Origin of the sequence: Streptomyces sp. Ag109_O5-10 (genome assembly GCF_900105755.1) — a bacterium.
In the GTDB taxonomy this organism is placed as follows: domain Bacteria; phylum Actinomycetota; class Actinomycetes; order Streptomycetales; family Streptomycetaceae; genus Streptomyces.
Genome location: NZ_FNTQ01000001.1, coordinates 1428161 through 1454113, shown reverse-complemented (window position 1 = coordinate 1454113; position 25953 = coordinate 1428161). Strand labels below are relative to the sequence as shown.

At 72.9% G+C, this 25953-nt stretch carries 19 protein-coding genes and 1 pseudogene; 12 read left to right on the top strand and 8 right to left on the bottom strand.

All coding sequences use genetic code 11. From position 1 onward, the window contains the following. Nucleotides 1–47 precede the first annotated feature (47 nt). Nucleotides 48–806 carry a creatininase family protein gene (locus tag BLW82_RS06745; protein WP_093497948.1) on the bottom strand — a complete coding sequence of 253 codons (759 nt, stop codon included), beginning with the start codon at nt 804–806 and terminating at the stop codon, nt 48–50. A gap of 38 nt (nt 807–844) precedes the next feature. On the opposite strand from BLW82_RS06745, the gene ribA reads away from it, so the two are divergent. Together ribA and BLW82_RS06735 are read left to right on the top strand one after the other, a co-directional pair. Further along, the gene (ribA, locus tag BLW82_RS06740) at nt 845–1504 is read left to right on the top strand and encodes a GTP cyclohydrolase II (RefSeq protein ID WP_093497947.1); all 660 of its coding nucleotides are present in this window, start codon (nt 845–847) and stop codon (nt 1502–1504) included. 55 nt (nt 1505–1559) lie between these two features. Then, nucleotides 1560–2705 carry an NAD(P)/FAD-dependent oxidoreductase gene (locus BLW82_RS06735; protein ID WP_093497946.1) on the top strand — a complete coding sequence of 382 codons (1146 nt, stop codon included), beginning with the start codon at nt 1560–1562 and terminating at the stop codon, nt 2703–2705. 7 nt (nt 2706–2712) lie between these two features. Here the strand turns inward: BLW82_RS06735 and BLW82_RS06730 are convergent, their stop codons facing one another. Beyond that, complete coding sequence (locus tag BLW82_RS06730; RefSeq protein WP_093497945.1) at nt 2713–3936, bottom strand: serine hydrolase domain-containing protein; 1224 nt, start codon at nt 3934–3936, stop codon at nt 2713–2715. A 446-nt stretch (nt 3937–4382) separates the two neighbouring features. Between BLW82_RS06730 and BLW82_RS06725 the strand changes: the two genes are divergently transcribed. The 3 genes and pseudogenes from BLW82_RS06725 to BLW82_RS45185 form a co-directional block, all read left to right on the top strand. Beyond that, nucleotides 4383–4808, top strand: coding sequence for a PPOX class F420-dependent oxidoreductase (locus BLW82_RS06725; RefSeq protein ID WP_093497944.1), 426 nt, complete (start codon nt 4383–4385; stop codon nt 4806–4808). A gap of 122 nt (nt 4809–4930) precedes the next feature. Further along, on the top strand, nt 4931–5341 hold the full coding sequence (locus tag BLW82_RS06720) for a VOC family protein (RefSeq protein WP_093497943.1): 411 nt from the start codon (nt 4931–4933) through the stop codon (nt 5339–5341). Between the two features lie 45 nt (nt 5342–5386). Then, nucleotides 5387–5626, top strand: a pseudogene (locus BLW82_RS45185) (VOC family protein); the annotation flags it as partial. Here BLW82_RS45185 and BLW82_RS06710 read toward each other — a convergent pair. From BLW82_RS06710 to BLW82_RS06700, 3 genes are all read right to left on the bottom strand, one after another. Further along, nucleotides 5625–6839 carry a glycosyltransferase gene (locus BLW82_RS06710; RefSeq protein WP_093497942.1) on the bottom strand — a complete coding sequence of 405 codons (1215 nt, stop codon included), beginning with the start codon at nt 6837–6839 and terminating at the stop codon, nt 5625–5627. The pseudogene BLW82_RS45185 and the gene BLW82_RS06710 overlap by 2 nt on opposite strands. Before the next feature lie 75 nt (nt 6840–6914). Continuing rightward, on the bottom strand, nt 6915–8237 hold the full coding sequence (locus BLW82_RS06705) for a nucleotide sugar dehydrogenase (RefSeq protein WP_093497941.1): 1323 nt from the start codon (nt 8235–8237) through the stop codon (nt 6915–6917). Between the two features lie 89 nt (nt 8238–8326). Continuing rightward, nucleotides 8327–9748 carry a glycosyltransferase family 4 protein gene (locus BLW82_RS06700; RefSeq protein ID WP_256215673.1) on the bottom strand — a complete coding sequence of 474 codons (1422 nt, stop codon included), beginning with the start codon at nt 9746–9748 and terminating at the stop codon, nt 8327–8329. A gap of 101 nt (nt 9749–9849) precedes the next feature. Between BLW82_RS06700 and wecB the strand changes: the two genes are divergently transcribed. Genes wecB through BLW82_RS06680 form a run of 4 tightly spaced genes read left to right on the top strand, consistent with a single transcriptional unit; the run spans nt 9850 to nt 15641 of the window. Beyond that, nucleotides 9850–10959 carry a non-hydrolyzing UDP-N-acetylglucosamine 2-epimerase gene (wecB, locus tag BLW82_RS06695; RefSeq protein WP_093497939.1) on the top strand — a complete coding sequence of 370 codons (1110 nt, stop codon included), beginning with the start codon at nt 9850–9852 and terminating at the stop codon, nt 10957–10959. Continuing rightward, entirely contained in the window at nt 10956–11606 is a 651-nt protein-coding gene (locus BLW82_RS06690; protein ID WP_093497938.1) for a class I SAM-dependent methyltransferase, read from the top strand. The genes wecB and BLW82_RS06690 overlap by 4 nt, the downstream gene beginning before the upstream one ends. A 34-nt stretch (nt 11607–11640) precedes the next feature. Further along, the gene (locus tag BLW82_RS06685; RefSeq protein WP_093497937.1) at nt 11641–13458 is read left to right on the top strand and encodes a hypothetical protein; all 1818 of its coding nucleotides are present in this window, start codon (nt 11641–11643) and stop codon (nt 13456–13458) included. Further along, complete coding sequence (locus BLW82_RS06680) at nt 13455–15641, top strand: glycosyltransferase (protein WP_093497936.1); 2187 nt, start codon at nt 13455–13457, stop codon at nt 15639–15641. Before BLW82_RS06685 ends, BLW82_RS06680 begins: the two co-directional genes overlap by 4 nt. A gap of 109 nt (nt 15642–15750) precedes the next feature. On the opposite strand, the gene BLW82_RS06675 is transcribed toward BLW82_RS06680, so the two are convergent. Next, nucleotides 15751–17112: an MFS transporter gene (locus tag BLW82_RS06675; RefSeq protein ID WP_093497935.1), complete on the bottom strand. Its 1362-nt coding sequence runs from the start codon at nt 17110–17112 to the stop codon at nt 15751–15753. A 233-nt stretch (nt 17113–17345) separates the two neighbouring features. Further along, entirely contained in the window at nt 17346–18011 is a 666-nt protein-coding gene (locus BLW82_RS06670) for a TetR/AcrR family transcriptional regulator (RefSeq protein ID WP_093497934.1), read from the bottom strand. A 174-nt stretch (nt 18012–18185) separates the two neighbouring features. On the opposite strand from BLW82_RS06670, the gene BLW82_RS06665 reads away from it, so the two are divergent. The 3 genes from BLW82_RS06665 to BLW82_RS06655 all read left to right on the top strand — a co-directional run bounded on the left by BLW82_RS06665 (nt 18186) and on the right by BLW82_RS06655 (nt 23035). Further along, a complete protein-coding gene (locus BLW82_RS06665; RefSeq protein ID WP_093497933.1) occupies nt 18186–19067 on the top strand; it encodes a shikimate dehydrogenase in 882 nt (293 codons plus the stop codon). Nucleotides 19068–19179: 112 nt separating this feature from the next. Then, nucleotides 19180–20997 carry a bifunctional sugar phosphate isomerase/epimerase/4-hydroxyphenylpyruvate dioxygenase family protein gene (locus BLW82_RS06660; protein ID WP_093497932.1) on the top strand — a complete coding sequence of 606 codons (1818 nt, stop codon included), beginning with the start codon at nt 19180–19182 and terminating at the stop codon, nt 20995–20997. Nucleotides 20998–21172: 175 nt separating this feature from the next. Then, complete coding sequence (locus tag BLW82_RS06655; protein WP_093497931.1) at nt 21173–23035, top strand: glycosyltransferase family 39 protein; 1863 nt, start codon at nt 21173–21175, stop codon at nt 23033–23035. A gap of 12 nt (nt 23036–23047) precedes the next feature. On the opposite strand, the gene BLW82_RS06650 is transcribed toward BLW82_RS06655, so the two are convergent. Further along, complete coding sequence (locus BLW82_RS06650) at nt 23048–25915, bottom strand: glycoside hydrolase family 2 TIM barrel-domain containing protein (protein WP_093497930.1); 2868 nt, start codon at nt 25913–25915, stop codon at nt 23048–23050. Between the last annotated feature and the right edge of the window lie 38 nt (nt 25916–25953).

The window sequence follows — 25953 nt, the reverse complement described above, 5'->3', positions numbered from 1 at the left end:
CTGCCCGGTCTGCTGGTCCTCGTCGTCCGCTGGTACGCCGGACTGCGCTACTCCCGCCCGGCGGTGAGCAGTTCGAAAAGCGTGCCGAAGGAATCCGCGAGGCTCGACAGGAGTTCCTTCCCCTTTTCCGCCGACCCCAGGGAAGGGCGGCCGATGACGCCCGACTCGGTATAGGCGGACATTCCCAGGGTGAGGAGATGACGACGGTCGTCAGCAGTGAAATCGGCAGACTCGTAACCAGGGCGGACCAATTCGGGATGAGCATGCAGCAGAATGGAGGTCTCGATTTCTCCGGCATGCATGTCGGAGAGCGCCGAGGTCTCCACCCGCGCCCGTGTGAGCGCCGTCTCCCAGTCCTCCACGGCCGGGTACAGCGCCAGCCGCTCGCCCCGCGCGGACGCCTCCTGCACGACGTTGCCCAGCACGTAGTTGCCGCCGTGGCCGTTGACCACGACCAGCGCCTCGACGCCCGAGCGGCGCAGCGAGCCGGCGATGTCGTTCACCACCGCGTGCAGGGTCACCGCGGAGATGCTGACGGTCCCCGGCCAGGCCGCGTGCTCGTGCGAGCAGGAGACCGTCACCGGTGGGAGGAGGTGCACCGGGTGCACGGCGGCGATCTCCCGGGCGACGGCACAGGCGACGAGGGTGTCCGTAGCGAGCGGAAGGTAGGGGCCGTGCTGTTCGAAGCTCCCCACCGGAAGGACGGCGACCTGTGTTGAAACGCCCGCCCCCCTGGTCCGTACCTCTTCCGTAGTGTCCGCCGGCAACAAGCCGTATGCCGCCGTACGCGCGCCCGAACCACTCATCTCTACACGGCCTTTCGTCTCTGCTTAGGAATCAGATCATGACAGAAAACATCGGCGTCCTCGGCAAGAAGTCCCCACGGCGTTCGGGCGTGGAACGCGTCGTGAATGCACCGCTGCCCACCGTCTACGGCAAATTCCAGGCGATCGGCTACCTGGACCACGACCGCGGCGACGAGCAAGTCGCCCTGGTCTACGGGGACATCGGCAGCGACCGGGTGCTGACCCGGCTGCACTCCGAGTGCCTGACCGGGGACGCGTTCGGCTCCCAGCACTGCGAGTGCGGCGACCAGCTGGCCGCCGCGCTGCGCGCGGTCGTCGCCGAAGGCAGCGGCATCGTCGTCTACTTGCGCGGCCACGAGGGCCGCGGCATCGGCCTGCTCGCCAAGCTGCGCGCGATGGCCCTCCAGGCGGAGGGCCTCGACACGGTCGAGGCGAACCTCGCGCTCGGTCTGCCCGTGGACGCACGCGACTACGGGGTCGCCGCCGGCATCCTGAGCGACCTCGGGGTGCGTTCGGTGCGTCTGATGTCCAACAACCCGCGCAAGCGCGAGTCCCTGGTGCGGCACGGCGTCGAGGTCGCCGAAACGGTCCCGCTGCTGATCGAGCCGTGCGAGAACAACATCACCTACCTGCGGACGAAGCGCGAGCGGCTCGACCACGTGCTGCCCCACCTGGACGCGGTGGCTCACTGGTCCTGAGGTACCGCGCGGCCTCCCGGGGAAGGATCGGGGGAGACCGACAGGAGGTACACGCGTGAATCTTCGGGCCCAGGTCGTGATCATCGGCGGCGGGGTGATGGGGACCAGCATCGCCTGCCACCTCGCGAGGGCGGGCGTCCGCGACGTCGTCCTCGTCGAACGTGACGAACTCGCCGCCGGATCCACCTCGAAGGCCGCGGGCGGGGTGCGCGCCCAGTTCTCCGACGAGCTCAACATCCAACTGGGTGCGCGCAGTTTGGAAGCCTTCGCCCGCTTCGGCGCGGAGACCGGGTACGACATCGGGCTGCACCGCGTCGGGTACCTCTTCCTCCTCTCCACCCCCGAGGAGGTCGCCTCCTTCGAGGCGGGCGTCCGGCTGCAGAACCACCTCGGGGTGCCCAGCCGGATGCTGACCCCGAAGGAGGCGGCCCGGCTCTCCCCGCTGATCACCACCGACGGACTGCTGGCCGCCGCCTACTCCCCGGACGACGGCCACTGCACCCCCGAGTCCGTCGTGCACGGCTACGCGGCCACCGCCCGCGCCCACGGCGCCCGCGTCCTGCGCCACACCGAGGTCACCGGCATCGAACGGGACGGCGCGCGCGTCACCGCCGTGCACACCAGCCTCGGCCGGATCGCCACCGAGACGGTGATCTGCGCGGCCGGTGCCTGGTCGCGGGCGGTCGGCGCGATGGCCGGCGTCGACTTACCGGTGCAGCCGCTGCGCCGCCAGATCGCGGTCACCGAGCCCGTCCGGGCGCTGCCGTCGACGCTCCCCATGACCATCGACTTCACCACCAGCCTGTACTTCCACGCCGAGGGCCCGGGACTGCTGCTCGGCATGTCCGACCCCGACGAGCGGCCGGGCTTCGCCACCGACACCCACGACCGCTGGATCCCGCGCCTGTACGCGGCGATGGAACGCCGCGCCCCGGCCCTGCTCGACCTGCGCCGCACCGGCGGCTGGGCGGGCCTGTACGAGAACACCCCGGACCACAACGCCCTGATCGGCGAGGCGCCCACGGTCTCCCGGTTCCTGTACGCCACCGGGTTCTCCGGTCACGGCTTCCTCCAGGCACCGGCCGTCGGCGAGGTGGTCCGCGACCTGTACCTGGGCCGCGCGCCCCTCGTGGACGTCGGCCCGCTCGGCGCGGGCCGGTTCGCGGCCGATGCCCCGCGCCCGGAGTCGAACCTCGTGTGAGCGGCACTCAGTCCTGGATCGCCTCATGGACCAGCCGGCGCAGGTCCGGGAAGATCTTCAGCGTCTTCGGCCGGACCTGCGTGTGGAACTGCACGGTCAGGTCGTGGGTGGGGTCGACCCAGAACGCGGTGGTGGCCGCGCCGGTCCAGCCGTAGGCGCCGGGGCTGCTCGGGGAGAGGGTGCGGTCCGGGGCGATCACCACGGAGACGCCGAGACCGAAGCCGAGCCCGTCGTTGCCGGGTTCCTGGTGGACCGGGGCGCCGTAGGTCCGCAGATCGGCCCCGCCGGGCAGGTGGTTGCTGGAGAGCAGCCCGACCGAGGCGGGGGAGAGCAGTCGGACGCCGTCCAGTTCGCCGCGCCGGCGCAGCATCTCCATGAACCGGTGGTAGTCGTACGCCGTCGCCGCGAGGCCGCCGCTGCCGGACAGGAAGCGGGGGCGGCCGCGCAACGGCAGTCCCGGGATCGCCTCGATGCCGCCGCCCTCGGTCTCGCCGTACAACTCCGAGAGCCGGTCGGCCTGTTCGGGCACGATGTGCAGGCCCGCGTCCGGCATGCCGAGCGGACGGAAGATCCGGTCCGCGAAAAACTCGTCGAGCCGTTGCCCGGAGGCCACCTCGACGACCCTGCTGAGCACGTTGAAGCCGACGGAGTAGTTCCACTGGGTGCCCGGCTCGAACTGGAGCGGCATCCGGGCGTACACCGCCATCGCCTCGGCGAGGTTTGCGCCCGACGGCACCGAGAACTCCAGGCCCGCCTCGCGGTAGCAGGCGTCCACGGGGTGGGTGTGGTAGAAGGCGAAGGTCAACCCGGCGGTGTGGGTGAGCAGATGGCGGATCCGGATCGGGCCGCCGGCCGGCCGGGTCACCATGTCGTCGCCCGAACCGGAGACATGGACCCGCGGGGCGGCGAACTCCGGCAGGAACCGGTCGACCGGGTCGTCCAGCGACAGCAGCCCGTCCTCCACCAGCAGCAGCACGGCGACCGCGGTGACCGGCTTGGTCATGGAGTAGATCCGCCAGATGGTGTCCGGCTCGACCGGCAGCCCGGCCGCGAGGTCGCGGTGGCCCTGGGCGGTGAGGTGGGCCACCCGGCCGCCGCGCGCCACGGCCACCAGGTAACCGGGCAGCCGCCCTTCGTCGACGTAGTGGGCGAAGTGCTGGTCGAGGCGGTCGAGCGCCTTCACGTCCAGCCCCACCTCACCGGGGTCGACTTCCTGTCGCAGCTGTGCCATCGCTCTCCTTGGGTCGTGTCGTCCGCGGTGCGGTCCGACCTCGCACCTCATCGTCGCGCAGGAACAGGGGAACGGTCCCGCTCATCCGCGTGTGGTGTGACGGACGCTATAGAAGAGGCATCGGGGAGCGGACGCGCCACCGCCACGCCGAGCGCCCCTGCCGCCCGTGCCGAAACCCGCGCCCGTCGGCCCGAACCCGTCGTACGGCGCGGCCGCGGCCGGGGCCGGAGTCGTACGGCGGGTGATGGCGGCTCATCAGTTCCAGTCTGCCCGCGAAGGCCCCCGTCGACTCCGGGCACACCCGGTCCGGCGCGGCGACTTGTCCGCCCGGCGCGGCCGCGACGGGGTCGGGCGGCCACCCTCCGCGCACGGCCGGCCGGGGGAGCCCCGGCGCGCGACCTGCCGGTGCGGGAATGCGCGACGGGCGCCGGTGGGTTCCACCTGACATGACCCAGGACGCTCTTCTGAAGCTGCTCGCCGAAGGACACGACGGGGTGCTGGTCACCCTCAAGAGCGACGGACGCCCCCAGCTGTCCAACGTCAACCACGCCTACTACCCCGACGAGCGGACCGTGCGCGTGTCGATCACCGACGACCGCGCCAAGACCCGCAACCTGCGCCGCGACCCCCGTGCCTCGTACCACGTCACCAGCCCCGACCGCTGGGCCTACACGGTCGCCGAGGGCACCGCGGAGCTGTCGCCGGTGGCCGAGGACCCGTACGACGCGACCGTCGAGGAGCTGATCCGCCTCTACCGCGACGTCCGCGGCGAACACCCCGACTGGGACGACTACCGGGCCGCGATGGTCCGGGACAGGCGGCTGGTACTGCGGCTGCGGGTGGAGCGGGCGTACGGGGTGCCGCGCGCCTGACGGGCCTAGGACCTGTGACGCGGGGCGTAGGGCCCGCGGCCCAGGGCGATCGGCCGATGTCGCGCGAGCGGCGGACACCTAGGCTGCCGAAGAGGAAACCGGCAGCTCAGGAAGAGGTCACGATGCCCGTCAACGGCCGTAGTCACATCCGGATCGCCCGGCCCTCCCGGGACCTGGCGGCGGCCGAGCGGTTCTGGGTGGGCGGGCTCGGGCTCGGTGTGGTGTGGCGGGCCGAGGGCGGTCCCGACCCCGGCGAGCACGACCTGCTGATGATGGGCCGGCCGGACGCCGGCTGGCATCTGGAGCTGGTGCACGAGCCCGCCCGGCCCGTGGCGCCCCGGCCCACCGAGGAGGACCTGCTCGTGATCTACGTCGACGGGCCGGTGCCGGAGGACCTGGTGGCCCGGCTGGAGGAGCACGGCGGCAAGCGGGTGTCTTCGCCGAACCCGTACTGGAACCGGTGGGGGGTCACCGTCGAGGACCCCGACGGATACCGGCTGGTGCTCTGCGAGCGGGGCTGGTCCAACGCGTGACGTGAGGTCCTTGCCGCCAGGCCCTCCCGGGACTAGCCTCCGCGCGTGATCAATGGCGCACATGTGGTGATCTACACGCGGGACGCCGAGGCGGACCGGGCCTTCCTCCGGGACGTGCTGGGCTGGCCGCACGTCGACGCCGGGCACGGCTGGCTGCTCTTCCGGCTGCCGCCGGCCGAGGTGGCGTGCCATCCGGCCGACGGCGAACCGTCGCACGAACTGATGCTGATGTGCGACGACCTGGACGAGACGGTCACCGAACTGACCGGCAAGGGAGTCGAGTTCAGCCGACCCGTCCAGGTCGCGGCCTGGGGCCGGGTGACGGGCTTCCGGCTGCCGGGCGGAGGCGAGGTCGCCTTGTACGAGCCGCGCCACCCGCGCGCCCAGGACCGGACTCCTCCCGGACCCAGGCCTCCAGCCACTGCGTGAACTCGGCCGCCTTGTCGGGCCAGTTGAAGTGGGTGAGGGCCGCCTCGCGGCCACGCAGGGCCGCGGTGTGACGCAGGACCGCGTCGGCGCTGAGTCTGCGGATCGCCTCCGCCGCCGCCCGCGGATCCTCGTACGGGACGACGATCCCGCAGCCGTGCCGCTCCACCATGTCCGCGGCCAGCGGGGTGGGCGTGGTGATCACGGGCACGCCGTGGGCCATGTACTCGACGACCTTGGTGGGCCGGGAATGGCGGTAGTTGGGCTGGTCGTGCAGGAGCGAGAGCCCGGCCAGGGCGCCCGGGAACAGGGCGAGGGCGCGGTCGTTGGGCAGGAAGCCGTGCCAGCGCAGGACGCCGTCCCGGTCGGCGGCCGCGAGCGCGTCGCGGACGTCGGGATCGGCCGCCCCGGCCACCTCGACGCGCAGGCCGGGGCCCAGGTGCCGGGCCGTCGCTATCAGGTCCAGCGCGCCGCGCGCCCGTGACAGGTGGCCGACGTAGACCACCCGTTCGGTGCCCGGCGGCTCCGGTGCCTCGACCGGGGCGGTGGTGAAGTTCGGCACCACCGGGTGGGTGCGGTGGAACCGCTCCTGGTAGGCGTCCTCGGCGAGCAGCAGCCGCAGATGGCGCTCCGCCAGCCGTTCGGCCGCGCGGACGCCGAACCGCAGCGGCGGCCGCAGTGGCCTCGGCACCCAGCGCTTCATGGTGAGCGCGGCCGCGGTGTCCTCGTGCACGTCCCAGACGACCACCGGACCGGTGCCGGACCGCCGCCAGCGGCGCAGGGTGCCGGGCAGGGCGAGCAGCAGTTCCGGGTCGTGGAGCAGGATCAGGTCCGCCTCGTGGCCGCGCCGGGCCAGCAGCTTCCGCGCCGAGCCGACGGCCGTGCGGCGGCTGCGGCCCACGGCCCGCGGCAGGTCGATGCCTTCGAGGTCCGGGCGGGGCCGTACCTCGCGGGCCGAGAACGGCGCCGCGTAGACGACATGGTGTCCGCGGTCCCGCAACGCGCTGATCTGCCGGTGCAGGATGCGCGCGTCCTCGGGGTGGTGGACGACGGTGACGACGAGTATCCGCATCTGAGCGCCTTTCGACTCCGCGGCCCGGAGCCCTTCGACTCCGTGCCGCGGAAGGGGAGTTGCCACACAGGCCGGCTACAGCACCTCGACGCCGGGCCGGAAGATCCGCCCCCGGGTGTCGAAGAGCAGGCGGGCCTCGTCGCCGAGGGCCGGGAGGTCGTACGCGGAGTGGTCCTGGAGCAGGATCGTCAGGTCGTGCGAGCGCACCGCGGCCATGACGTCGGTGACGCGTGGCACGGCCTCCCCGTCCACGAACCAGGCGGGTACGAACGGGTCGTGGAAGGCGATCTCGGCCTCCCGCTCCCGCAGCAGCCGGGCCACCGGCACCGCGGGCGCCTCGCGCTGGTCGGCGACGTCCGGCTTGTAGGTGACGCCGAGGAGCAGCACCCGGGAGCCGTGCAGGGCGCGGCCCTCATGGTTGAGCAGGTCCTGGGCGCGCCGGACGACGTACTCCGGCATGTGCGCGTTGATCTCCCGGGCGAGTTCCACGAACCGGAACTCGTAGCCGATCGAACGCACCTTGTAGGACAGGTAGTTCGGGTCGATCGGGATGCAGTGCCCGCCCACCCCGGCGCTCGGCCGGAAGGGCTGGAAACCGAACGGCTTGGTGCCCGCGCAGCGGATCGCGTCCCACACGTCGACGTGCAGCTCGCGGCAGAGGATGGCCAGTTCGTTGACCAGCGCGATGTTGACGTGCCGGTAGGTGTTCTCGAGCAGTTTGGCCATCTCGGCTTCCCGGGTGCCCTTGGCCTGCACGACGGTGTCGACGAGCTTGCCGTAGAAGGCGGCGGCCTTCGCCGCGCACGCCGGCGTGCAGCCGCCGACCACCTTGGGTGTCTCGCGCAGCCCGTGGGTGGTGTTGCCGGGGTCGATGCGCTCCGGTGAGAAGGCCAGCGCGAAGTCCTCGCCGGCCCGCAGCCCCGACTCCTCCAGGATGGGTCTGACGATCTCCTCGGTGGTGCCGGGATAGGTGGTCGACTCCAGGACGACGAGCCGTCCGGGGCGCAGCCGGCCCGCCACCGCCCGCGCGGCGGAGGTCACCGCGCTCAGATCGGGGCCACCGTCCTCGCTGAGCGGGGTCGGCACGCAGATCACGACGGTCTGCGCCCGGGCCAGCCACTTGTCGTCGGTGTACGCGGTGAACCCGGCCGCCCGCATCCGCGCGACGTCCTCGTCGGAGACGTCGTCGACATGGGAATGGCCGGCGTTGAGGCCCTCCACGACCCGTGGGTCGAGGTCGAGCCCGGCCACTCTCAGGCCGACCAGTGACGCCTCCCGCGCGAGCGGGAGCCCCACGTAGCCGAGCCCGATGACGGCCAGTTCGTAACTGTCGGTCTGTTCCTCATCCCCGAGCGATGCGCTCGATTCCCCGAGCGGTACGGCCTTTTCGACCTGCATAGGGATTCACTCCGCCCTCGACGGCAGCAACGGCAGATGCCGTACGGATCCGAAGGGCCCGGAAGGTGAGCGGTTCCGGGCGCGGGGTCTCAGACACATCCAAGAGCGCGGTACGCCTCTCGGGTCGTGGCAGCGACCCTTTTCCAGGTGCGTTCACGCGCCACCAGCGCGCGGGCGGATGCTCCCCATTCATGCCGCCTTTTTCGACTGTAAAGCAATACTTCGAGAGCTTCTGCCCAAGCCTGCGGAGATTCAGGCGGGATCAGCCGCCCGTTGACTTCGTCTTTCACCAGTTCCCGTAGGGCTGTGAGATCACTGGCCGCCACGGGGACACCGCTCGCCATCGCTTCGACCGGCTTGAGCGGGGTGACCAGACGGCAGACCCGTTCGTCGGTGCGCGGTACCGCGAAGACGTCCAGAACCGCGTGGTAGGCGCGCACTTGGCGGTGCGGCACGCGGCCGGTGAACAGGGCCGTGCCGTCGCCGAGACCGAGCCGCCGGGCCAGCGCCTGGAGGCTGCTGCGCTCGGGCCCGTCGCCGACGATCAGCAGCCGTAGCGGGACCCCCCGGCGGCGCAGTTCGGCACCCGCATGGAGCAATGTGCCGATTCCCTCGTGTGGAGTAAGGCTGCTCACGGTGCCCACCACGAAGTCGTCCGCGGCGATGCCGAGCCGGGTGCGCAGTTCCGCCCCGTCCGGCGGCGGGGCGAGGAAGGCGTCGTCCACCGCGTTGGGCACGATCAGGACCCGCTCCCCGGGCACCCCACGGGCCACGATCTCGGCCTTCATCGCCGCGCCCAGCGTGAGCACCAGGTCGGCCCCGCGCATGCAGTACGTCTCCAGAGCGCGCCGGGCCCGGTACGAGGGGTCGTCCGCACTGCGGCCGGGCGCCTGGGTCAGCCAGGTCTCCTCCAGGAATCCCCGCACCTCGTACACCACCGGCAGCCCGTAGGTCTCCCGCAGGGCCAGCGCCACCCGCCCGTTGCCGTGGTCGGTGGCCGCGTGCAGCACGGCGGGCCGCAGCCGCTCCACCAGCCGCCCGGCCAGCTCGGCGTTGCGGGCGAGGACCGCGCCCTGGCCGTAGGGCAGCCCGTACGGCAGCAGCCGGTGCTGCGGCACCCCGTTCACGGTCTGCGACGGACGGGCGTCCAGGACGCCCTGCGCCACCGGGAACCCGATCCGGGTCACCACGTGCGGGTCGAGCCCGGCGGCCCGCTGGGCCTCGGCGAGCGCCTGGGTGCGCACGGTGTAACCGGCGTGCTTGAACGGCAGCCCGTTGGTGACCAGATGGAGTACCCGGCCCGGCTCGGGCCGTACCGGCCGCCCGGCGGGCGCCGGCACCCGGGCGGCGGACGGGACGGCGGTGGGCCCGGCCGTACGGGCCCGGCCGGCGAGCTGCTTCTCGACGGGCCCGAGCCCGCGCCGCAGCCGCCCCGGCAGCAGCCGTACGCCGAGCAGCGCCGCCCGGGCGGGGTCGTGCCGCAACTCGCCCCAGGCGACGGATGCGGCCAAGCTGAGTGCACGGGGGAAGCGATGAACACCACGCGGCAGGTGCCGGGACGGACGTTGGGCCATGTCGCCAAGGTAGGCCGACAGAGCGGAGAACGTACGACATGAACGGCCGCGTACTCCATGTCGTAGGGACCAGGCCGAACTTCGTGAAGGCCGCGCCCGTGGTCGCCGCCCTGCGCGCGACCGGGCACGACCAGGTCCTGGTGCACACCGGTCAGCACTACGACGAACGGATGTCGCACATCTTCTTCCGGGAGCTGGGCCTGCCCGCCCCGGACACCGACCTGGGCGTCGGCTCCGGCAGCCACGCCCGGCAGACCGCCGACCTGCTGGTGGCCCTGGAGGGCGAGCTGCTCGCCCGCGCCCCGGCGCTGGTCGTCGTCTACGGGGACGTGAACTCCACCCTGGCCGCGGCCCTGGCCGCCGCCAAGCTCGGCATCCCCGTCGCCCATGTCGAGGCGGGGCTGCGCAGCTTCGACATGGCGATGCCGGAGGAGGTCAACCGGCGCCTGGTCGACCAGCTGGCCGAGCTGCTCTTCGTCACCAGCCCGGAGGCCGTCGGCCACCTCGCCCGCGAGGGCGTCGACCCGGGCCGGGTGCACCTCGTCGGCAACCCCATGATCGACACCCTGCTCACCCATCTGGAGCATTTCGACCCGGCCGCCGCCCGCACCGCCCACGCGCTGCCCGAGCGGTACGGCGTGGTCACCCTGCACCGCCCGGCCAACGTCGACGACCCCGAGGCCGCCGCGGCCGCCGCGCGCGCCCTCACCGAGGCCGCCGGCCATCTCGACCTCGCCGTGCCCCTGCACCCGCGCGGCCGGGAGGCGCTGCGCAGGGCCGGTCTCGCCGACGCGCCCGGCATCCACCTCCTCGAACCGCTCGGCTACGTCGAGTTCATGGGCCTGGTCCGCGGCGCCGCCGTGGTGATCACCGACTCGGGCGGTGTCCAGGAGGAGACCACCGTGCTCGGCGTGCCCTGCCTGACGCTGCGCACCACGACCGAACGCCCGGTCACCGTCACCCACGGCACCAACCGCCTGGTCCGGCACGGCGAACTGGTGCCCGCCCTGCGCAAGGTCCTCGACGGGCAGACGGCGGCCGACCCCGAGGGACCACCGCTGTGGGACGGCAAGGCAGGACCCCGGATCGCCCGCGTGCTCACCGGGTGGCTGGAACGCCATGACCACCGAGTGGCTGGAGCGCCATGACCGACGCCACCCGCACCTACACCGAAGCCCCTCTCACCTACTGGGACGCCCGGCACCGCGAACGCGACGACCTCGCCTCCGGCGGCCACATCGGCCTGGACCGGCCCGGCAACGAGATCTTCTACGCGATCCGGCTCGGCCAGCTCCTCACCCTGATCGGCGACCTGTCCAGTCCCGCCTCCCCGCTGTTCGTCCTCGACGCGGGCTGCGGCAAGGGGCACTTCGCCCGCTCGCTGGCCCGCTGCGGCCACCACGTCGACGCCTTCGACGCCAGCGAGGCGGCCGTCACGCACGCCCGTGCCGAGGGCAGCGGCCCCCGCTATGCCGTCGCGGGACTCGACGAGTGGCGCAGCCCGTGGCTCTACGACGTGGTGCTGTGCGTGGACGTCCTCTTCCACCTCCTGGACGACGCCCAGTGGGCGGCCGGACTGCGCAACCTCGCCTCACTCGTCCGGATCACCGGCCGGTTGATCGTCACCGACGAGAACACCGACGAACCCGTCCCGCGCGGCGACTACATCGTGCACCGGCCGCTCGCCGCCTACCGCGAGGAACTCGATCCCCTGGGCCTGAGCCACACCCTCTTCCGGCCCTACGGCTTCCGCGAGAACCGGGTCGGCTTCCACGTCTTCACGAGGACCCGCTGATGCGCCCGACCGATGCCTTCCCAAGGACCCGCTGATGCGCCTGACCGATCTGCTCCACCCGCACCTGGACGACGTGACCTCGGTCGTGGACGCGACGAGCGGCGGCCTGCGTCTGGACCCCTATCTGCACCTGCCGCCCGGCGTGGGGCTGCGGCGGCACCAGGAACCCGTCGGCGAGGGGGAGCTGATGCTCCTCTGCTACGGCCCCGACCTCGCCCTGCACGGTGCCGAGGCGGACTGCCTCGCCGCACTGGAACGGATGCGGCCCGGCGGCCGCGGCCTGATCGTCTTCGGCCACCCCGGCACCGACCTGCCCTATCACCGGCTCCTCGACTCCCTGGTGGCACACCGCTGCCAGGTGCTGCACGCGGCCTCGCTCGGCTACACCCACCTGCACTCCGGTGCGGTGTTCGCGTGCACCCAGGAACTCCTTCCGCCGCACGACTGGTTCGGGCACCCGCTGCCCGCCGACGGCTTCGCCACCGCCCTCAGGATCGCCGACGAGTACGTCCTCGCCGACTTCGTCTCCCGCTCCCAGCGGGCCCGCCTGATCGACCTGGAGCGCGCCGCCGAGGAGACCGCCCGCGCCCTGGCGGCCGCCCGCGAGGACGGCCTCGCCGAACGGTTCGCCGCCGCCGTCCGGGACAAGGACCAGCTCTCCACCGCGCTGCGCCGGGCCCGCGAGCGGACCGGCGTGCTGGAGGCGCGGGTGGCCATGCTGGAGGGCTCCACCGCGCTGCGGGTCGGCAAGGCCCTGGTGTCGGCGGCCCGGTCGCCGAAGCGCCGCGCGGCCCGGCTGCCGGGCGAGCTGTACGGGCTCTGGCGGCAGCGGAAGGCCAGGGGCGGCGGTTCCGCCGGCCCGCGGACCTCGGCCGTCGCCGCGGCGTCGGAGCAGCAGGCCGACGACCGCTTCCACCTCGCCCACCGCGCCCTGTCCGTGGCACCCCGCGACCGGCTGGTGATCACCGGCGTGCTCACCGACGGCACCGCCCGGGACTTCGCGGCGGACGCCGTGGTCAGCCGGGTGCTGCCGCACGACGGACGGCTGCTGGTCGAGCGCACCGAACCGGACGTCTTCCTCGTCCAGCTGAGCGCGTGCGCCGCCAACGAAGGTCCCTGGTCGCTCACCGGCACCGGACTCGCCCCCGACCTGGACCGGGGCCTCGCCGAACTGGTGTCCCAGGCCAGGGGGCTGGGCCGCACCGCGGTGCTGTGGCGGGACGGCCCGGCATCCTCCGCCCCCGGCCTGTCGCTGCTGCCCTGGGACACCGTCCTCGACGGCGACACCGGGACGGCACTGTGCCGACTCGACCCGGTCACCGACGGCCGGGACCGGCTCCGGGACGTCTTCCTCCAGGACAGCACCCGCGTCCGGCTGGCCCGGCTCGCCGCCCTCACCGGCGGCCCCGACCCGCTCGCCGAACGCCGGATCGCCGTCCTCGCCGCCCCTCGGGACGCCACCGACGTGGCCCGGCTGGTCGCCCAGACGCTCGGCCAGCTGCACCGGCCGGCCGAGGTGGTCGTCGCCGACCCGGCGGGCCTCGCCCTCGACGAACTCACCGCCGCCTCGGTCGCCGTGCACGCCGGGCCACCCACCGCACCCTGGGTCGCCGACTGGACGGACCTCACCGAGGACCGCCCTGACACCCTCCTCCTCGACCTGCTCTGCGCCCAGGAGTTCTCGGGCGCCGACGCGGTGGGCCACACGCCCGCCGCCGACGACTACGCCTTCGTACCGGCCCTGAAGCCGCTGCTCGTGCGCCGGTCCCTCCTCGACACCGGCACCCCGCCGGACACCTGGTCGCGGGCCGGGCACCGACTGTTCGCCGTGCGTGGAAAGGAACCGTCATGACCCGCACCCTGAGGGCGCTCGTCTACGGCGACGTGGACCTCAACCTCATCGACGGCTCCGCCGTCTGGGCCCAGTCGACGGTCCAGGCCCTGTCCCGCGCGGGCTGCCGGACCCGCCTCGTCCTCAAGTCCCCGGTCGAGACCGGCCGGCTGACCGACCCCCTCGCGGGCCTGCCCGGGGTCACCGTGGTCCGGCCGTACGAGGAACACCTGGTCCCCGGCCAGGGCGCGCACCCGCTCTCGCCCTTCCAGGCCTCGCAGCTGCTCGCCCGGCTGGACGCCGAGGAGCCCTGCGACCTGCTGGTGCTGCGGGGCCGGCGGCTGGTGAAGCAGATCGTCGGCGACGGCGCCTTCGACGGCCGGATCTGGGCCTACCTCACCGACATCCCGCAGTCCCCGGCCGACATGACCGAGGAGGCCCGCGCCGACCTCGCCCGCATCGCCGTCGCCTCCGCGCAACTCCTGTGCCAGACAGAGGAGTTGCGCTGCTTCCTGGAGGCCTGGGTACCGGAGGCCTGCGGCCGGTCCGTGCTCTGCCCGCCCGCGGTGCCCGAGTCCGGCTCCCCGGTCCCGGCCCGGGGCGGCCTGCACGATCCCGTACGCCTCGTCTACACCGGCAAGTTCGCGCCCCGCTGGAACACCCTGCCCATGACGCGGCTGCCCGCCATGCTCGCCGAACGCGGCATCAGGACCGAACTGCACGCCGTCGGCGACAAGATCCACAAGGATCCGGGCCATCCCGGCTTCGACACCGCCATGGCCGAGGCGCTGCGCACCACGCCCGAGGTCGTCCACCACGGCGGCGTACCGCGCGAGGAGGCGATGCGCCTGGCCGCCGACTGCGACCTCGGCCTCGGCTGGCGCGACGCCTCCCTCGACGCCAGCCTCGAACTCTCCACCAAGGTGCTGGAGTTCGGCTCCCTCGGCCTGCCCGTCGTACTCAACCGCACCCCCGCCCACGAGGCCCTGCTCGGCGCCGACTACCCCCTGTTCGTACCGGGCACGGCCACCCTCGCGGACGCGGCGGACGCCGTCTCCCTCGCCGTACGCGACACCGCCGCCCGGCACCTCGCCGCCGACCGGTGCGCCGCGGCCGCCCGGGAGTACACCATGGAGGCCGCGGCGGCCCGCTGGCGCGGCCACCTAGACCGTGCCTTCCCGGCCGCACCCGCCGCCGTCGCCGGCCGGGCCCGTCCGCTGCGGGTCGGCGTCGCCGGCCACGACCTGAAGTTCCTCACCCGCCTCCTCGACCACCTCGACGCGCTGCCCGGCATCGACGTGCGGATCGACGCCTGGCCCGCGCTCGCCCAGCACGACGCTGCCGCCAGCCGCGAACTCGCCGCCTGGGCCGACGTGGTGGTCGTCGAGTGGTGCGGCCCGGCGGCCGTCTGGTACAGCCGCCACAAACGGCGCGGCAGCCGGCTCGTCGTGCGCCTGCACCGTTTCGAACTCGACGCCGGATACCCGCGCCAGGTCGACATCGACGCCGTCGACCGGGTGGTGTGCGTCAGCCCCTACTACGCCCGCGCCACCCGGGAGCGCACCGGCTGGCCCGCCGCGAAGATCACCACGATCGGCAACTGGGTCGACGTCGACCAGCTCGACCGGCCCAAGGCACCCGGTGCCCGCCACCGCCTCGGCATGATCGGCATCGCGCCCAGCCGCAAACGCCTCGACCTCGGCCTCGACGTCCTCGAAGCGCTCCGGGCCCGCGACCGGCGCTGGCACCTCTCGGTCAAGTCCAAGCCGCCGTGGGAGTACTGGTGGATCTGGAACAAGCCCGAGGAACGCGCGCACTACGACGCGATCCTGCGCCGCATGCAGACCTCACCGCTCCTCGAAGGAGCCGTCGTCTTCGACCAGTTCGGCCCCGATGTCCCCAACTGGCTGCGCCGTATCGGCCATGTGCTCTCCACCAGCGACGACGAGAGCTTCCACCTCGCCCCGGCCGAGGGCATGGCCTCCGGCGCCGTACCCGCACTGCTGCCGTGGCCGGGCGCGGACGAGATCTACGACCGCCGCTGGATCCACGACACCCCGCAGACGATGGCCGACGCGATCGCCGGCCTCGCCGACCGGGACACCTGGCAGTCCGCCGGCGCGGCGGCCCGCGACCAGGTGCGGGAGGGGTTCTCGCTGGCGCGGGTGGCCGAGGAATGGACGGAGTTGCTGGTGTCCGGGTGACAGACGCGTCGGCCGAGGGCGTCAGGCCGCCGACTCCCGCGGGGACGGCGACGGTCCGCCCGGGCGAGGTCGGCCCGGACGGACGCGTGCCGGCTGCCGCGCCGGGGGCTCAGGCCGTCACGGTCTCCGGCCGGGACGCCTCGCGCAGGGTGCGGGACCCGAGGTCCTCCGTGGCCACCGCGTGGGTCTCGCGGGCGGACAGCGCGGCGATCACCGGCGGCACGCACAGCGCGGCCGTGAACAGCGCCACCGCCGACCAGTCGTCGCCGCCCGGTCCCGCGATCCGCGCCGCGAAGGTCACCGCGAAACCGGCCACCGCGAACCCGATCTGGGTGCCGATCGCCATGCCCGACAGCCGCACCCGGGTCGAGAACATCTCGCCGTAGAAGGACGGCCAGACACCGTTCGCCGCGCTGTAGACGACACCGAAGGCGACGATCCCGAGAAGCATGACCAGCGGGTACGAGCCGGTGGAGACCGCCCACAGGTAGCCGAACATCGCCACCGCGCTGCCCACCGCGCCGGCCAGGTACACGGGCCGCCGGCCGATCCGGTCCGACAGCGCGGCCCACGCCGGGATCGCGCCCAGCGCCACCAGGTTCGCGACCGCGCCCACCCACAGCATCGACGTCTTCGACATCCCGACCGAGTCGCTCGTCGCGTACGCCAGCGCCCACACCGTGAAGATCGTGCTCACCGAGGCGATCAGCGCACCCCCGATCACCCGCAGCACGTCCGCCCAGTGGTACCGCAGCAGCGTCACCAGCGGCAGCCGTACGACACCCTCGGCCGCCGCCTGTTCGGCGAAGGCCGGGGTCTCCTGGAGCCTGCGCCGGATGAACCAGCCGACCACGGCCACCAGGACACTCAGCCAGAACGGCACCCGCCAGCCCCACGACATCAGCTGGTGCTCGGGCAGTTGCGAGACCGCGATGAAGACCAGGGTGGCGATCAGCTGACCGCCCTGGGTGCCGCCGAGCGTGAAACTGGTGAAGAAGCCCCGCCGGTCCGGCGGCGCGTGTTCGAGGCTCATGGAACTGGCGCTGGCCTGCTCTCCGGCCGCCGATATGCCCTGCAGCACCCGGCACAGCACCAGCAGCACCGGCGCAAGCCCGCCCACCTGGGCGCGGGTCGGCAGGCAGCCGATCAGGAACGTCGACAGGCCCATCAGCAGCAGCGTGAAGACCATGATCTTCTTGCGGCCGATCCGGTCCCCGAAGTGCCCGAGGAACAGCGCGCCGACCGGGCGGGCCGCGTACGCCACCCCGAACGTGGCCAGCGACAGCAGGGTGGCGTCGGCCGGGTCCGACTCGTCGAAGAAGACCTTGGGGAAGATCAGCGCGGCCGCGCTGCCGTAGATGAAGAAGTCGTAGTACTCCAGGGCGCTGCCGATCCAGGCGGCCAGGGCGGCCTTCCTCGGCTGGCCACCGGGTGGTACGGCGGTGGCGGCGGGCTGGGCGGGGACGGACACGGCGGTGCTCCTTCGGGGAACTCCAACGCAGGCGGAGTGAGCGGCGGGGGAGAAGGCCGGTTCCCAGGGATGACGGGGGTCGGCGGGCCAGGGGCCGGGTGCTAATTAACCCACTGGATAGTTAGTCGCGATGGGTACGGATGTTGCGCTCGCGTTACCCCGGTGTCAAGAGGTCGCGCCGGTCCCGTACGGTCCCGCCCGGGTCCGCGTCGGGTGTCCGCCGCCCGGCGCGGTCAGTCCGCCGCGCGCTCCGCGGTCAGGTAGGCGATCACCATGTCGCCGAGCATGGCCCGGTAGTGCGCGCGCTGCGCCGGGTCCACCAGGTCGCGGCCGAAGAGGGCGCCGAAGGTCGCCCGGTTGGCCACCCGGAAGAAGCAGAACGAGCTGATCATCGCGTGCAGGTCGACGGCGTCCACGTCGGCGGTGAAAAGGCCGGACTCCTGCCCGGCGGCCAGGATCCGGCGGATCACCTCCAGGGCCGGCGAGCCGATCCTGCCGAGCTTCTCGGAGGCCGCGATGTGCTCGGCGCCATGGATGTTCTCGATGCTGACCAGGCGGATGAAGTCCGGGTGCTGCTCGTGGTGGTCGAAGGTCAGCTCGGCGAGCCGGCGGATCGCCGCGACCGGGTCCAGGTGCTCGACGTCAAGCTGCTGCTCGGCCTCGCGGATCACGCCGTACGCGCGCTCCAGGACCGCCGTGAACAGCTGCTCCTTGCCGCCGAAGTAGTAGTAGATCATCCGTTTCGTGGTGCGGGTGCGGGCCGCGATCTCGTCGACGCGGGCCCCGTCGTAGCCGGCCCGGGCGAACTCCTGGGTGGCCACGTCGAGGATCTCGGCCCGGGTGCGGACGGCGTCACGGAGCCGCCCGTTGGTCTGTGCCGGTTCGTCGACGCTGGTCATCGGGTTCCCTCGGGTTCCTGTCGGGCTCCTTCGCGGGGGGAGGCCGGTGCGGAGATTGTAGAAGCCCGGGACGGAGGCGGTGCCCCCGAGGTCTTCCCCCGCCGGGTTCTCCGGTGTTATAGCTAACGTACTAGTTCGTACATTAGCGTTCGCGATGCCGCTCTGGAGGGCCACGTGGCCAAGGACTCGTATCTCGTCGGACTGATCGGTTCCGGCATCGGCCCGTCGCTCAGCCCCGCCCTGCACCAGCGCGAGGCCGACCGGCAGGGACTGCGGTACCTGTACCGGCTGATCGACATCGACGTGGCCGGTGTTCCGCCGGAGGCCGTCGGGCGGCTGGTGCGGGCGGCCCGCGATCTCGGCTTCGACGGGCTGAACATCACGCACCCCTGCAAGCAGCTGGTCATCGAGCACCTGGACGCACTCTCCCCGCAGGCCGAGGCGCTCGGTGCCGTCAACACGGTGGTCTTCGAGGACGGCGGGCGGGCCGTCGGCCACAACACGGACGTGACCGGGTTCGCGGCGTCGTTCGCACGCGGCCTGCGGGACGCTCCGCTGGAGAGGGTCGTACAGCTCGGTGCCGGGGGCGCCGGGGCCGCCGTCGCGCATGCGACGCTCACGCTGGGGGCCGGGCGGGTCACGGTCGTGGACGCGGTGGCCGACCGGGCGGCAGGGCTGGCCCAGCAGCTGTGCGGGCAGTTCGGGGCGGGCCGCGCGGTGGCCGCGGGTCTGGAGCGGCTGCCGGAATTGCTGGCCGGCGCGGACGGGCTCGTCCACGCGACGCCCACCGGGATGGCTGCGCATCCGGGGCTGCCGGTGCCCACGGAGTTGCTGCGTCCCGGGTTGTGGGTGGCCGAGGTGGTGTACCGGCCGCTGGACACGGAGCTGCTGCGGACCGCTCGGGCGCTGGGGTGTGCGGTGCTGGACGGGGGCGGTATGGCTGCGTTCCAGGCGGCGGACGCGTTTCGGTTGTTCACGGGGCGGGAGCCGGACAGCGGTCGGATGCTCGCCGACATCGCGGAGCTGGGCGAGCGGCCGGCGGGGCAGGTTGTGTGACCGGCGCGGGCCGATTGCGGCTGGTCGCGCGGTTCCTCCCCCAGCCTTCGGCCGGGGGTACCCCCAGCGCCCCCGGGAGCGGGGGCGCTGCACATCCCCGAGGAAAAGGGTCATGCGTACTTCCATCGCTACTGTCTCACTCAGTGGGTCACTCACCGAAAAGCTCACCGCCGCCTCCCGGGCCGGGTTCGACGGCGTGGAGATCTTCGAGAACGATCTGCTGGCCAGTCCGCTGTCTCCCCGCGAGATACGGGCCCGGTGCGCCGATCTCGGACTGACCGTCGATCTCTACCAGCCCGTGCGGGACATCGAAGCCGTCCCCGACGGCGAGTTCGCACGCAATCTGCGCCGCGCCCGGCACAAGTTCGAGCTCATGCGGGAACTGGGCGCCGACACCGTCCTCGTCTGCTCCTCCGTCTCGCCGCTCACGATCGACGACGACGATCTCGCCGCCTCCCAGCTGGCTCGACTCGCCGACCTGGCACAGGACTTCGGCATCCGCGTCGCCTACGAGGCGCTCGCCTGGGGGCGGCACGTCAGCACGTACGACCACGCCTGGCGGATCGTCGAGGCGGCCGGCCACCCCGCCCTCGGCACCTGCCTCGACAGCTTCCACATCCTGTCCCGCGGATCCGATCCCCAGGGCATCGAGGACATCCCCGGTGCGAAGATCTTCTTCCTCCAGCTGGCCGATGCCCCGATGCTCGCGATGGACGTGCTCCAGTGGAGCCGGCACTACCGGTGCTTCCCCGGGCAGGGCGGGTTCGACGTCGCCGGGCTCGTGCGGCACGTGCTGCGCGCCGGGTACGACGGGCCGCTCTCCCTCGAAGTCTTCAACGACGTCTTCCGGCAGGCCAAGGCCGGGCCGGCCGCCGTCGACGCGCACCGTTCGCTGCTGGTGCTGCACGAGGCACTCGGGGTAGGGGAGTTGCCCGCGCCGGTCGTACCGACGGGGGTCGCCTTCGCCGAACTCGTCACGCCGGACGCCGAACCCGTCTCGGCGTTGCTCGGGGCTCTGGGCTTCGCCCGCACCGCACGTCATCGGAGCAAGCCCGTCGACCTCTGGGAGCAGGGCGAGGCCCGGATCCTGGTCAACACCGGTCCCGCCGCCCTCCCCCACTCTCGGCTTCGCTCGAGCGGGGGGACCCCCATCGACGGCACCGGCCTCGCCGCGATCGGCCTGGAGTCACCGGACCCGCGGGCCGCCGCCCGACGGGCCGAGGCCCTGCTCGCCCCCGTGCTGCCCCGCCGCCGCGCCCCCGAGGACGCCCCGCTCGACGCGGTCGCCGCACCCGACGGCACCGAGCTGTTCTTCTGCGCCACTGGCCACGACCCCGAACTCCCGCACTGGCGGGACGACTTCGCCGCGGTGCCGCACGGGCCGGGGTCGGCCGGGGCGCGCATCGACCACCTCGCGCTCACCCAGCCCTGGCACCAGTACGACGAGGCGGTCCTCTTCCACCGCGGCGTCCTCGGCCTGCACCCCCAGGAGAGCGTCGACGTCGCCGACCCCTACGGACTGCTGCGCTCCCGCGCCGTCAGCAACGCCGACGGCAGCGTCCGGATCGTCCTCGGGGTCGGCGCGGCCCCGGCCGACGACACCCTGCACGCCCAGCACATCGCCCTGGCCGTCCCGGACGTGGTCGCCGCCGCCCGTGCCTTCCGGGCGGCCGGCGGCGGTCTGCTGCCCATCCCCGCCAACTACCACGACGACCTCGCCGCCCGGTACGACCTCTCCGACGCCGAGCTGGACACGTACCGCGACCTCGGCATCCTCTACGACCGGGACGCGGGCGGCGTCTTCCGGCACTGCTACACGCGGACGGTCGGCCGGGTGTTCTTCGAACTGGTCGAGCGGGATCCCGGATACCGCGGATACGGCGCCCGGAACGCCCCGGTGCGCCTCGCCGCCCAGCACGCCGACCGATGAGAGACGGGCGCGGTTCGGGATTCTTACAGCCTCCATGACCGATACTCACGAACATCCTGGATGTTCCTTGACAACCCGGACGTGACGTTCGCCGGAGTCCGGTCGTCCTACAGGCCGTAGCACTCCGGGGCGTTCTGGAAGTCCTGGATACCGGGAGTCCTGGAGGCCGTCCGCGATGCCGAGCCCTGTCAGTGCCGAGCCGCTCGACCGTGTCGAGGAGCCGCCACCCCCTGCGCGCAGCCCTACCCGGCGCTACGAACGGCCGGTCCTCGCGGGCATCGCCGCCGTCGCCGCGCTGCTCGACTTCTGGGGCATCTGGCACAGCGCGTACCACACCTTCTACGCGAGCGCGGTCCGCAGCATGACCGACAACCCGGTCGCCTTCCTCTACGGCTCCTTCGACCCGGGCAACTCCATCACCCTGGACAAGCTGCCCGGCTTCCTGTGGCCGCAGGCCCTGTCGGCGCTGGTCCTCGGCTTCCACCCGTGGTCCCTGGTGGTCCCGCAGGCCCTGGAGGGCGTGGCCTCGGTGGTCCTGCTCCACACGGTGGTACGGCGCTGGGCCGGCGTACCGGCGGGGCTGCTGGCCGCCGCCTTCCTCACGCTCACCCCGGTGACCGTCGGCCTCGGCCGCTCGGTCACCGAGGACGCGCCCTTCGTCCTGCTGTTGCTGCTGGCCGCCGAGGCCACCCAGCGGGCCACCGTCCGGGCGTGGCTGCGCTCCCTCGTCCTGGCGGGTGTCTGGGTCGGGGCGGCCTTCCAGTGCAAGATGCTGGAGGCCTGGGCGGTGCTGCCCGCGCTGGCCGTGACCTATCTGGTGGCCGCCCCGACCACGCTGCGCCGCCGGATCCGGGACCTCGCCGTGTCCGGCGCGGCCATGCTGGCGGTGTCCCTGTCCTGGATGCTGGCCGCCGGCCTCACCCCGGCCGCCGCCCGCCCCTACCTGGACGGCACGACCGACAACTCGCCGGTCGCCCTGGTCGTCGGCTACAACTTCCTGAACCGCTTCCAGGCGCTGGGCGTCGACGCGGCCGGCACCGGGAGCGTCGTCGCCGGCCGGGCGCACGGCACGGCTTCTGTGGGGATGGGGGACAGCGTCTGGAAGATGTTCAGCCCCGGACTGGCCAGCCAGACGGGCTGGCTGTACCCGCTGGCGGCGCTGGGCCTGGCAGCCGGGCTGTACGGCCTGTGGCGCCGCCGCCCACCGCGCACCGATCCCTTCCTGGCCGGGTACCTGCTGTGGGGCGGCTGGCTGGTGACGTTCTTCCTGGTCTTCAGCTTCGGCAGCGTGACCGGGCACACCTACTACATGGGCGTGGTGGCGGTGGGGCTGTCGGCCCTGGCCGCGACGGCGGTGACCCGGGTGCGGCACCGGAGCGTGCTGTGCGCGGTCCTCGCCGTCAACGTCGGCTGGTGCGCGGCCCTCACCCTGTACTATCCGCGCTTCTTCCCCTGGTCGGTCGGTGCCGCCGCGGTCCTCGGCCTGCCGGCGCTCGTCCTCTTCGCCGTCGGCGGGTCACGCCCGCGCCGGACCGCCCTGGCCGTCGCCCTCGCCGCGGTCCTGGTCGTCCCCACGGTCTGGTCCGTGTCCGCGACCTCGCTGCGCTACAACCAGCCCGGCGGGTTCGGCCGGATCGGCCCCGGCAGCATCGCCACCCGCAACGGCGCCGCCGCCCTGGACCCGGCCCAGCGGCGCGTCCTCGCCTACCTCACCGCCCACCGAGACGGCGCCCGCTACCTGGCCGCCGTGCCCCGCTGGCAGATGGCGGCGCCGTACATCCTCTCGGACAACGCCGCCGTCCTCCCGCTCGGCGGCTTCACCGCCCACGTGCCCTACCCGGCACCCGGCACCTTCCACCACCTGATCGACACCGGACGGCTCCGCTACGTCCTGCTCTCCGCGGACGACCTCAGCCACCGCGCCCGGGGCGCGCGGACCCCGGGCCGGGCCCTGGTCCGCTGGGCCATCGGCCACTGCGCGCCGGTGCGCGTCGCGGCCTACACCCTGTACCGCTGCGGACCGGGCCACGGAGGGTGACCGCGCGCCGGATCAGCCGATGTCCGAGAACACGAAGGAGAACTCGGCAGGTTTGGCGTGAAGCCGGTACTGCGGCAGGACACCCGGCCCGCAGGACTGCGAGCCGATGCCGTGCTGGCCGTGGTCCAGGTTGACCCACACGGTGTCGCCGGGGGTGAGGTCGCTGCGGTGAGCGGCCGCGTCCAGCTCTTCGGTGGTCCAGCGGCGCGCCGTGAACCAGAACTCCGGGTCGCCCTCGACGCGCAGTCCGCCGAGCTCCGCCCAACGGACGTCCGCGCGGGCCCCGTTCTCCTGCGGACGCAGATACGGCGTCTGCATCTCGTCCACCGTCGACTGCCAACGGCCCACCGCCGAGGCCGCCCTGGTGTCCGGATACGCCTCGCCCGGGCCGCCGCCGAACCACCGCACCCGGTCCGCCGCCGCCAGCCCGAAGCGGACACCGAGCCGGGGCAGCGGCACCGTCCAGTCGCCGTCGGGGGTCACGGAGACGGTGAGCCGGAGGCGGCTGCCGTCGGTGCTCCAGCGGTACACGGTCCCCAGCCCGAACTCCCAGGCGGCGGGCGCCACCCGGGTGCGCACGGTCAGGGCGCCGGCGGACGGCTCCACCGCGTCCAGGCGGTGCCGCATCCGGTGCAGGCCGAACTTCCGCCACAGCGCGCCGTAGCGGATGTCGCTCCGCCAGGCGGCACCGTCGTCGTTGTCGGTCGTCGCCCGCCACACGTCCAGCCGCAGTCCGGTCACCGCCACCGAGCCGATGCTCCGCAACGCCCCGCTGCGGGCGTCGAAGACAGCCGGGCCGAGGCTGATCGACCCGTCGCCGGACACCACAGGTCCCGCGGAGGCGACGAACGACGGCGACTGCCGCCCCGAGACCGGGAACTGGCCCCAGGCGACCACGTGCCCCCGCGGCCCCCAGCCGGTGTCCGCCGCCAGCACCGCCCGCACCGTCCACCGCGTCTCGCCGCTCCCGGCGGCGACCGGCCGCTCCGGCAGCTTCACCTCCGCCGACTCACCGGCCGCCAGCGCCGGTACGGCCAACGAGCCCGACGCCACGCTCTCCCCGCCGACCTGGTACGACCACTCGAAGTCCAGCGCGGACAGATCGGCGAAGTCGTACCTGTTGGTGACGCGTACGGTCCCGCCCGCGCCGTCGCCCTCGAACCGGACGGGCTCGATCACCTTCTTGTACTCCACCAGCCCGGGAGAGGGCTCCCGGTCCGGGAAGACCAGTCCGTCGCAGACGAAGTTCCCGTCGTGCAGCTCCTCGCCGAAGTCGCCACCGTAGGCGTAGCCGTACCGCTCGTCCTCGACGCCGTGGTCGATCCACTCCCAGACGAAGCCGCCCTGGAGCCGGTCGTACGACTCGAAGATCCGCTGGTAGTCGGCGAGGCCACCGGGACCGTTGCCCATGGCGTGCCCGTACTCGCAGAGGATGAAGGGCAGTTGACGACGCCGACGGGTGCCGCCGTCCAGTTTGCGGCCGATCCGCTCGACCTCGCCGTGGTCGGCGTACATCCGTGAGTAGACGTCCGTGTCACGGCAGTCGATGTCACCCTCGTAGTGCACGAGCCGCGACGCGTCCCGGCCGTGGATCCACTCGGCCATCGCGGTCAGGCCCCGACCGGTGCCGGCCTCGTTGCCCAGGGACCAGATCACCACCGAGGGGTGGTTCTTGTCGCGCTCGACCGTCCGGGCCGCCCGGTCCAGCAGTGCCGGGGTCCAGCGGTCGTCGTCGACCGGGTTGTCCCGCCAGGCCTGCTCGGTGAAGCCGTGAGTCTCCAGGTCGCACTCGTCGATCACCCACAGGCCGTACTCGTCGCACAGGTCGAGGAAGGCCGGGTGCGGCGGGTAGTGGGAGGTGCGGACGGCGTTGATGTTGTGCCGCTTCATCAGCAGCACGTCCGCACGCATGGTCTCCAGGTCGAGGGCGCGGCCCGTCCGGGGGTGCCACTCGTGCCGGTTGACGCCCTTGAAGAGGACCGGCCTGCCGTTGACCTTGATCAGCCCGTCGGCGAGCCCGACCGTCCGGAAACCGATCCGCAGCGGCACCCGCTCGCCCTCGGTGGCCAGCACCCCGTCGTACAGCCGCGGGGTCTCGGCCGTCCACGCCTCGACCGGGACGGTGACCGGCTCGCCGGTGGCCACGTCGACGCCCAGCTCCGGGACGGTGACCCTGCCGGGCACCTCGGAGTCGACGCGCAGCGTGCCCGCGCCGCCGACGTGGTCGTAGGAGGCGTGCACGAAGAAGTCGCGGACGCCGCCCGCCGGGCGGTGCAGGAGGGTCACGTCCCGGAAGATGCCGGGCAGCCACCACTGGTCCTGGTCCTCCAGGTAGGAGCCCGCGGACCACTGGTGCACGCGGACGGCCAGCACGTTGCCGGCCGGCCTGAGCAGATGGCCGACCGCGAACTCGTGCGGCAGCCGGGAGCCCTTGAACTCGCCGATGCCGGTGCCGTTCAGCCACACCCGGGCGCAGGACTCGACGCCGTCGAAGCGCAGCACCGTCCCGCCGTCCGCCGGGTCCCAGTCGGCGGGCAGGTCGAAGAACCGCAGGTGGTCACCGGTGGGGTTCTCGGTCGGCACCCTCGGCGGGTCGACCGGGAACGGGTAGAGGTGGTTCGTGTAGATCGGCGCGCCGTGCCCCTGGAGCACCCAGTGGCCCGGGACCGACACCTCAGCCCAGCCGCCGGCGTCGTACCCCGGTGCGGCGAACGTGTCGTCCTCCGCGTCCGCCGTCGGCGACAGCCGGAAACGCCAACTGCCGTTCAGGGAGAGGGACGCGGCGTCCGACGTGGGGTACCAGGCGCGGGGCGGCAGGGCCCCGGAGCCCGGCGAGACGTCCTCGACGTAGCCGACAGCCGTGGCGGAGCGGAAAGACATCGGTCTCCAGGTCTTTCGAGGGTGTGTACGAGGTGTGG

Coding starts and splice junctions, on each gene's coding strand:
- BLW82_RS06685 (WP_093497937.1), top strand. CDS start 11,641: ATGCGCCTGACCGATCTGCTCCACCCGCACCTGGACGACGTGACCTCG.
- BLW82_RS06680 (WP_093497936.1), top strand. CDS start 13,455: ATGACCCGCACCCTGAGGGCGCTCGTCTACGGCGACGTGGACCTCAAC.
- BLW82_RS06650 (WP_093497930.1), bottom strand. CDS start 25,915: ATGTCTTTCCGCTCCGCCACGGCTGTCGGCTACGTCGAGGACGTCTCG.
- BLW82_RS06670 (WP_093497934.1), bottom strand. CDS start 18,011: ATGACCAGCGTCGACGAACCGGCACAGACCAACGGGCGGCTCCGTGAC.
- BLW82_RS06720 (WP_093497943.1), top strand. CDS start 4,931: ATGCCCGTCAACGGCCGTAGTCACATCCGGATCGCCCGGCCCTCCCGG.
- BLW82_RS06660 (WP_093497932.1), top strand. CDS start 19,180: ATGCGTACTTCCATCGCTACTGTCTCACTCAGTGGGTCACTCACCGAA.
- ribA (WP_093497947.1), top strand. CDS start 845: ATGACAGAAAACATCGGCGTCCTCGGCAAGAAGTCCCCACGGCGTTCG.
- BLW82_RS06730 (WP_093497945.1), bottom strand. CDS start 3,936: ATGGCACAGCTGCGACAGGAAGTCGACCCCGGTGAGGTGGGGCTGGAC.
- BLW82_RS06705 (WP_093497941.1), bottom strand. CDS start 8,237: ATGCAGGTCGAAAAGGCCGTACCGCTCGGGGAATCGAGCGCATCGCTC.
- BLW82_RS06655 (WP_093497931.1), top strand. CDS start 21,173: ATGCCGAGCCCTGTCAGTGCCGAGCCGCTCGACCGTGTCGAGGAGCCG.
- wecB (WP_093497939.1), top strand. CDS start 9,850: ATGAACGGCCGCGTACTCCATGTCGTAGGGACCAGGCCGAACTTCGTG.
- BLW82_RS06725 (WP_093497944.1), top strand. CDS start 4,383: ATGACCCAGGACGCTCTTCTGAAGCTGCTCGCCGAAGGACACGACGGG.
- BLW82_RS06690 (WP_093497938.1), top strand. CDS start 10,956: ATGACCGACGCCACCCGCACCTACACCGAAGCCCCTCTCACCTACTGG.
- BLW82_RS06710 (WP_093497942.1), bottom strand. CDS start 6,839: ATGCGGATACTCGTCGTCACCGTCGTCCACCACCCCGAGGACGCGCGC.
- BLW82_RS06745 (WP_093497948.1), bottom strand. CDS start 806: ATGAGTGGTTCGGGCGCGCGTACGGCGGCATACGGCTTGTTGCCGGCG.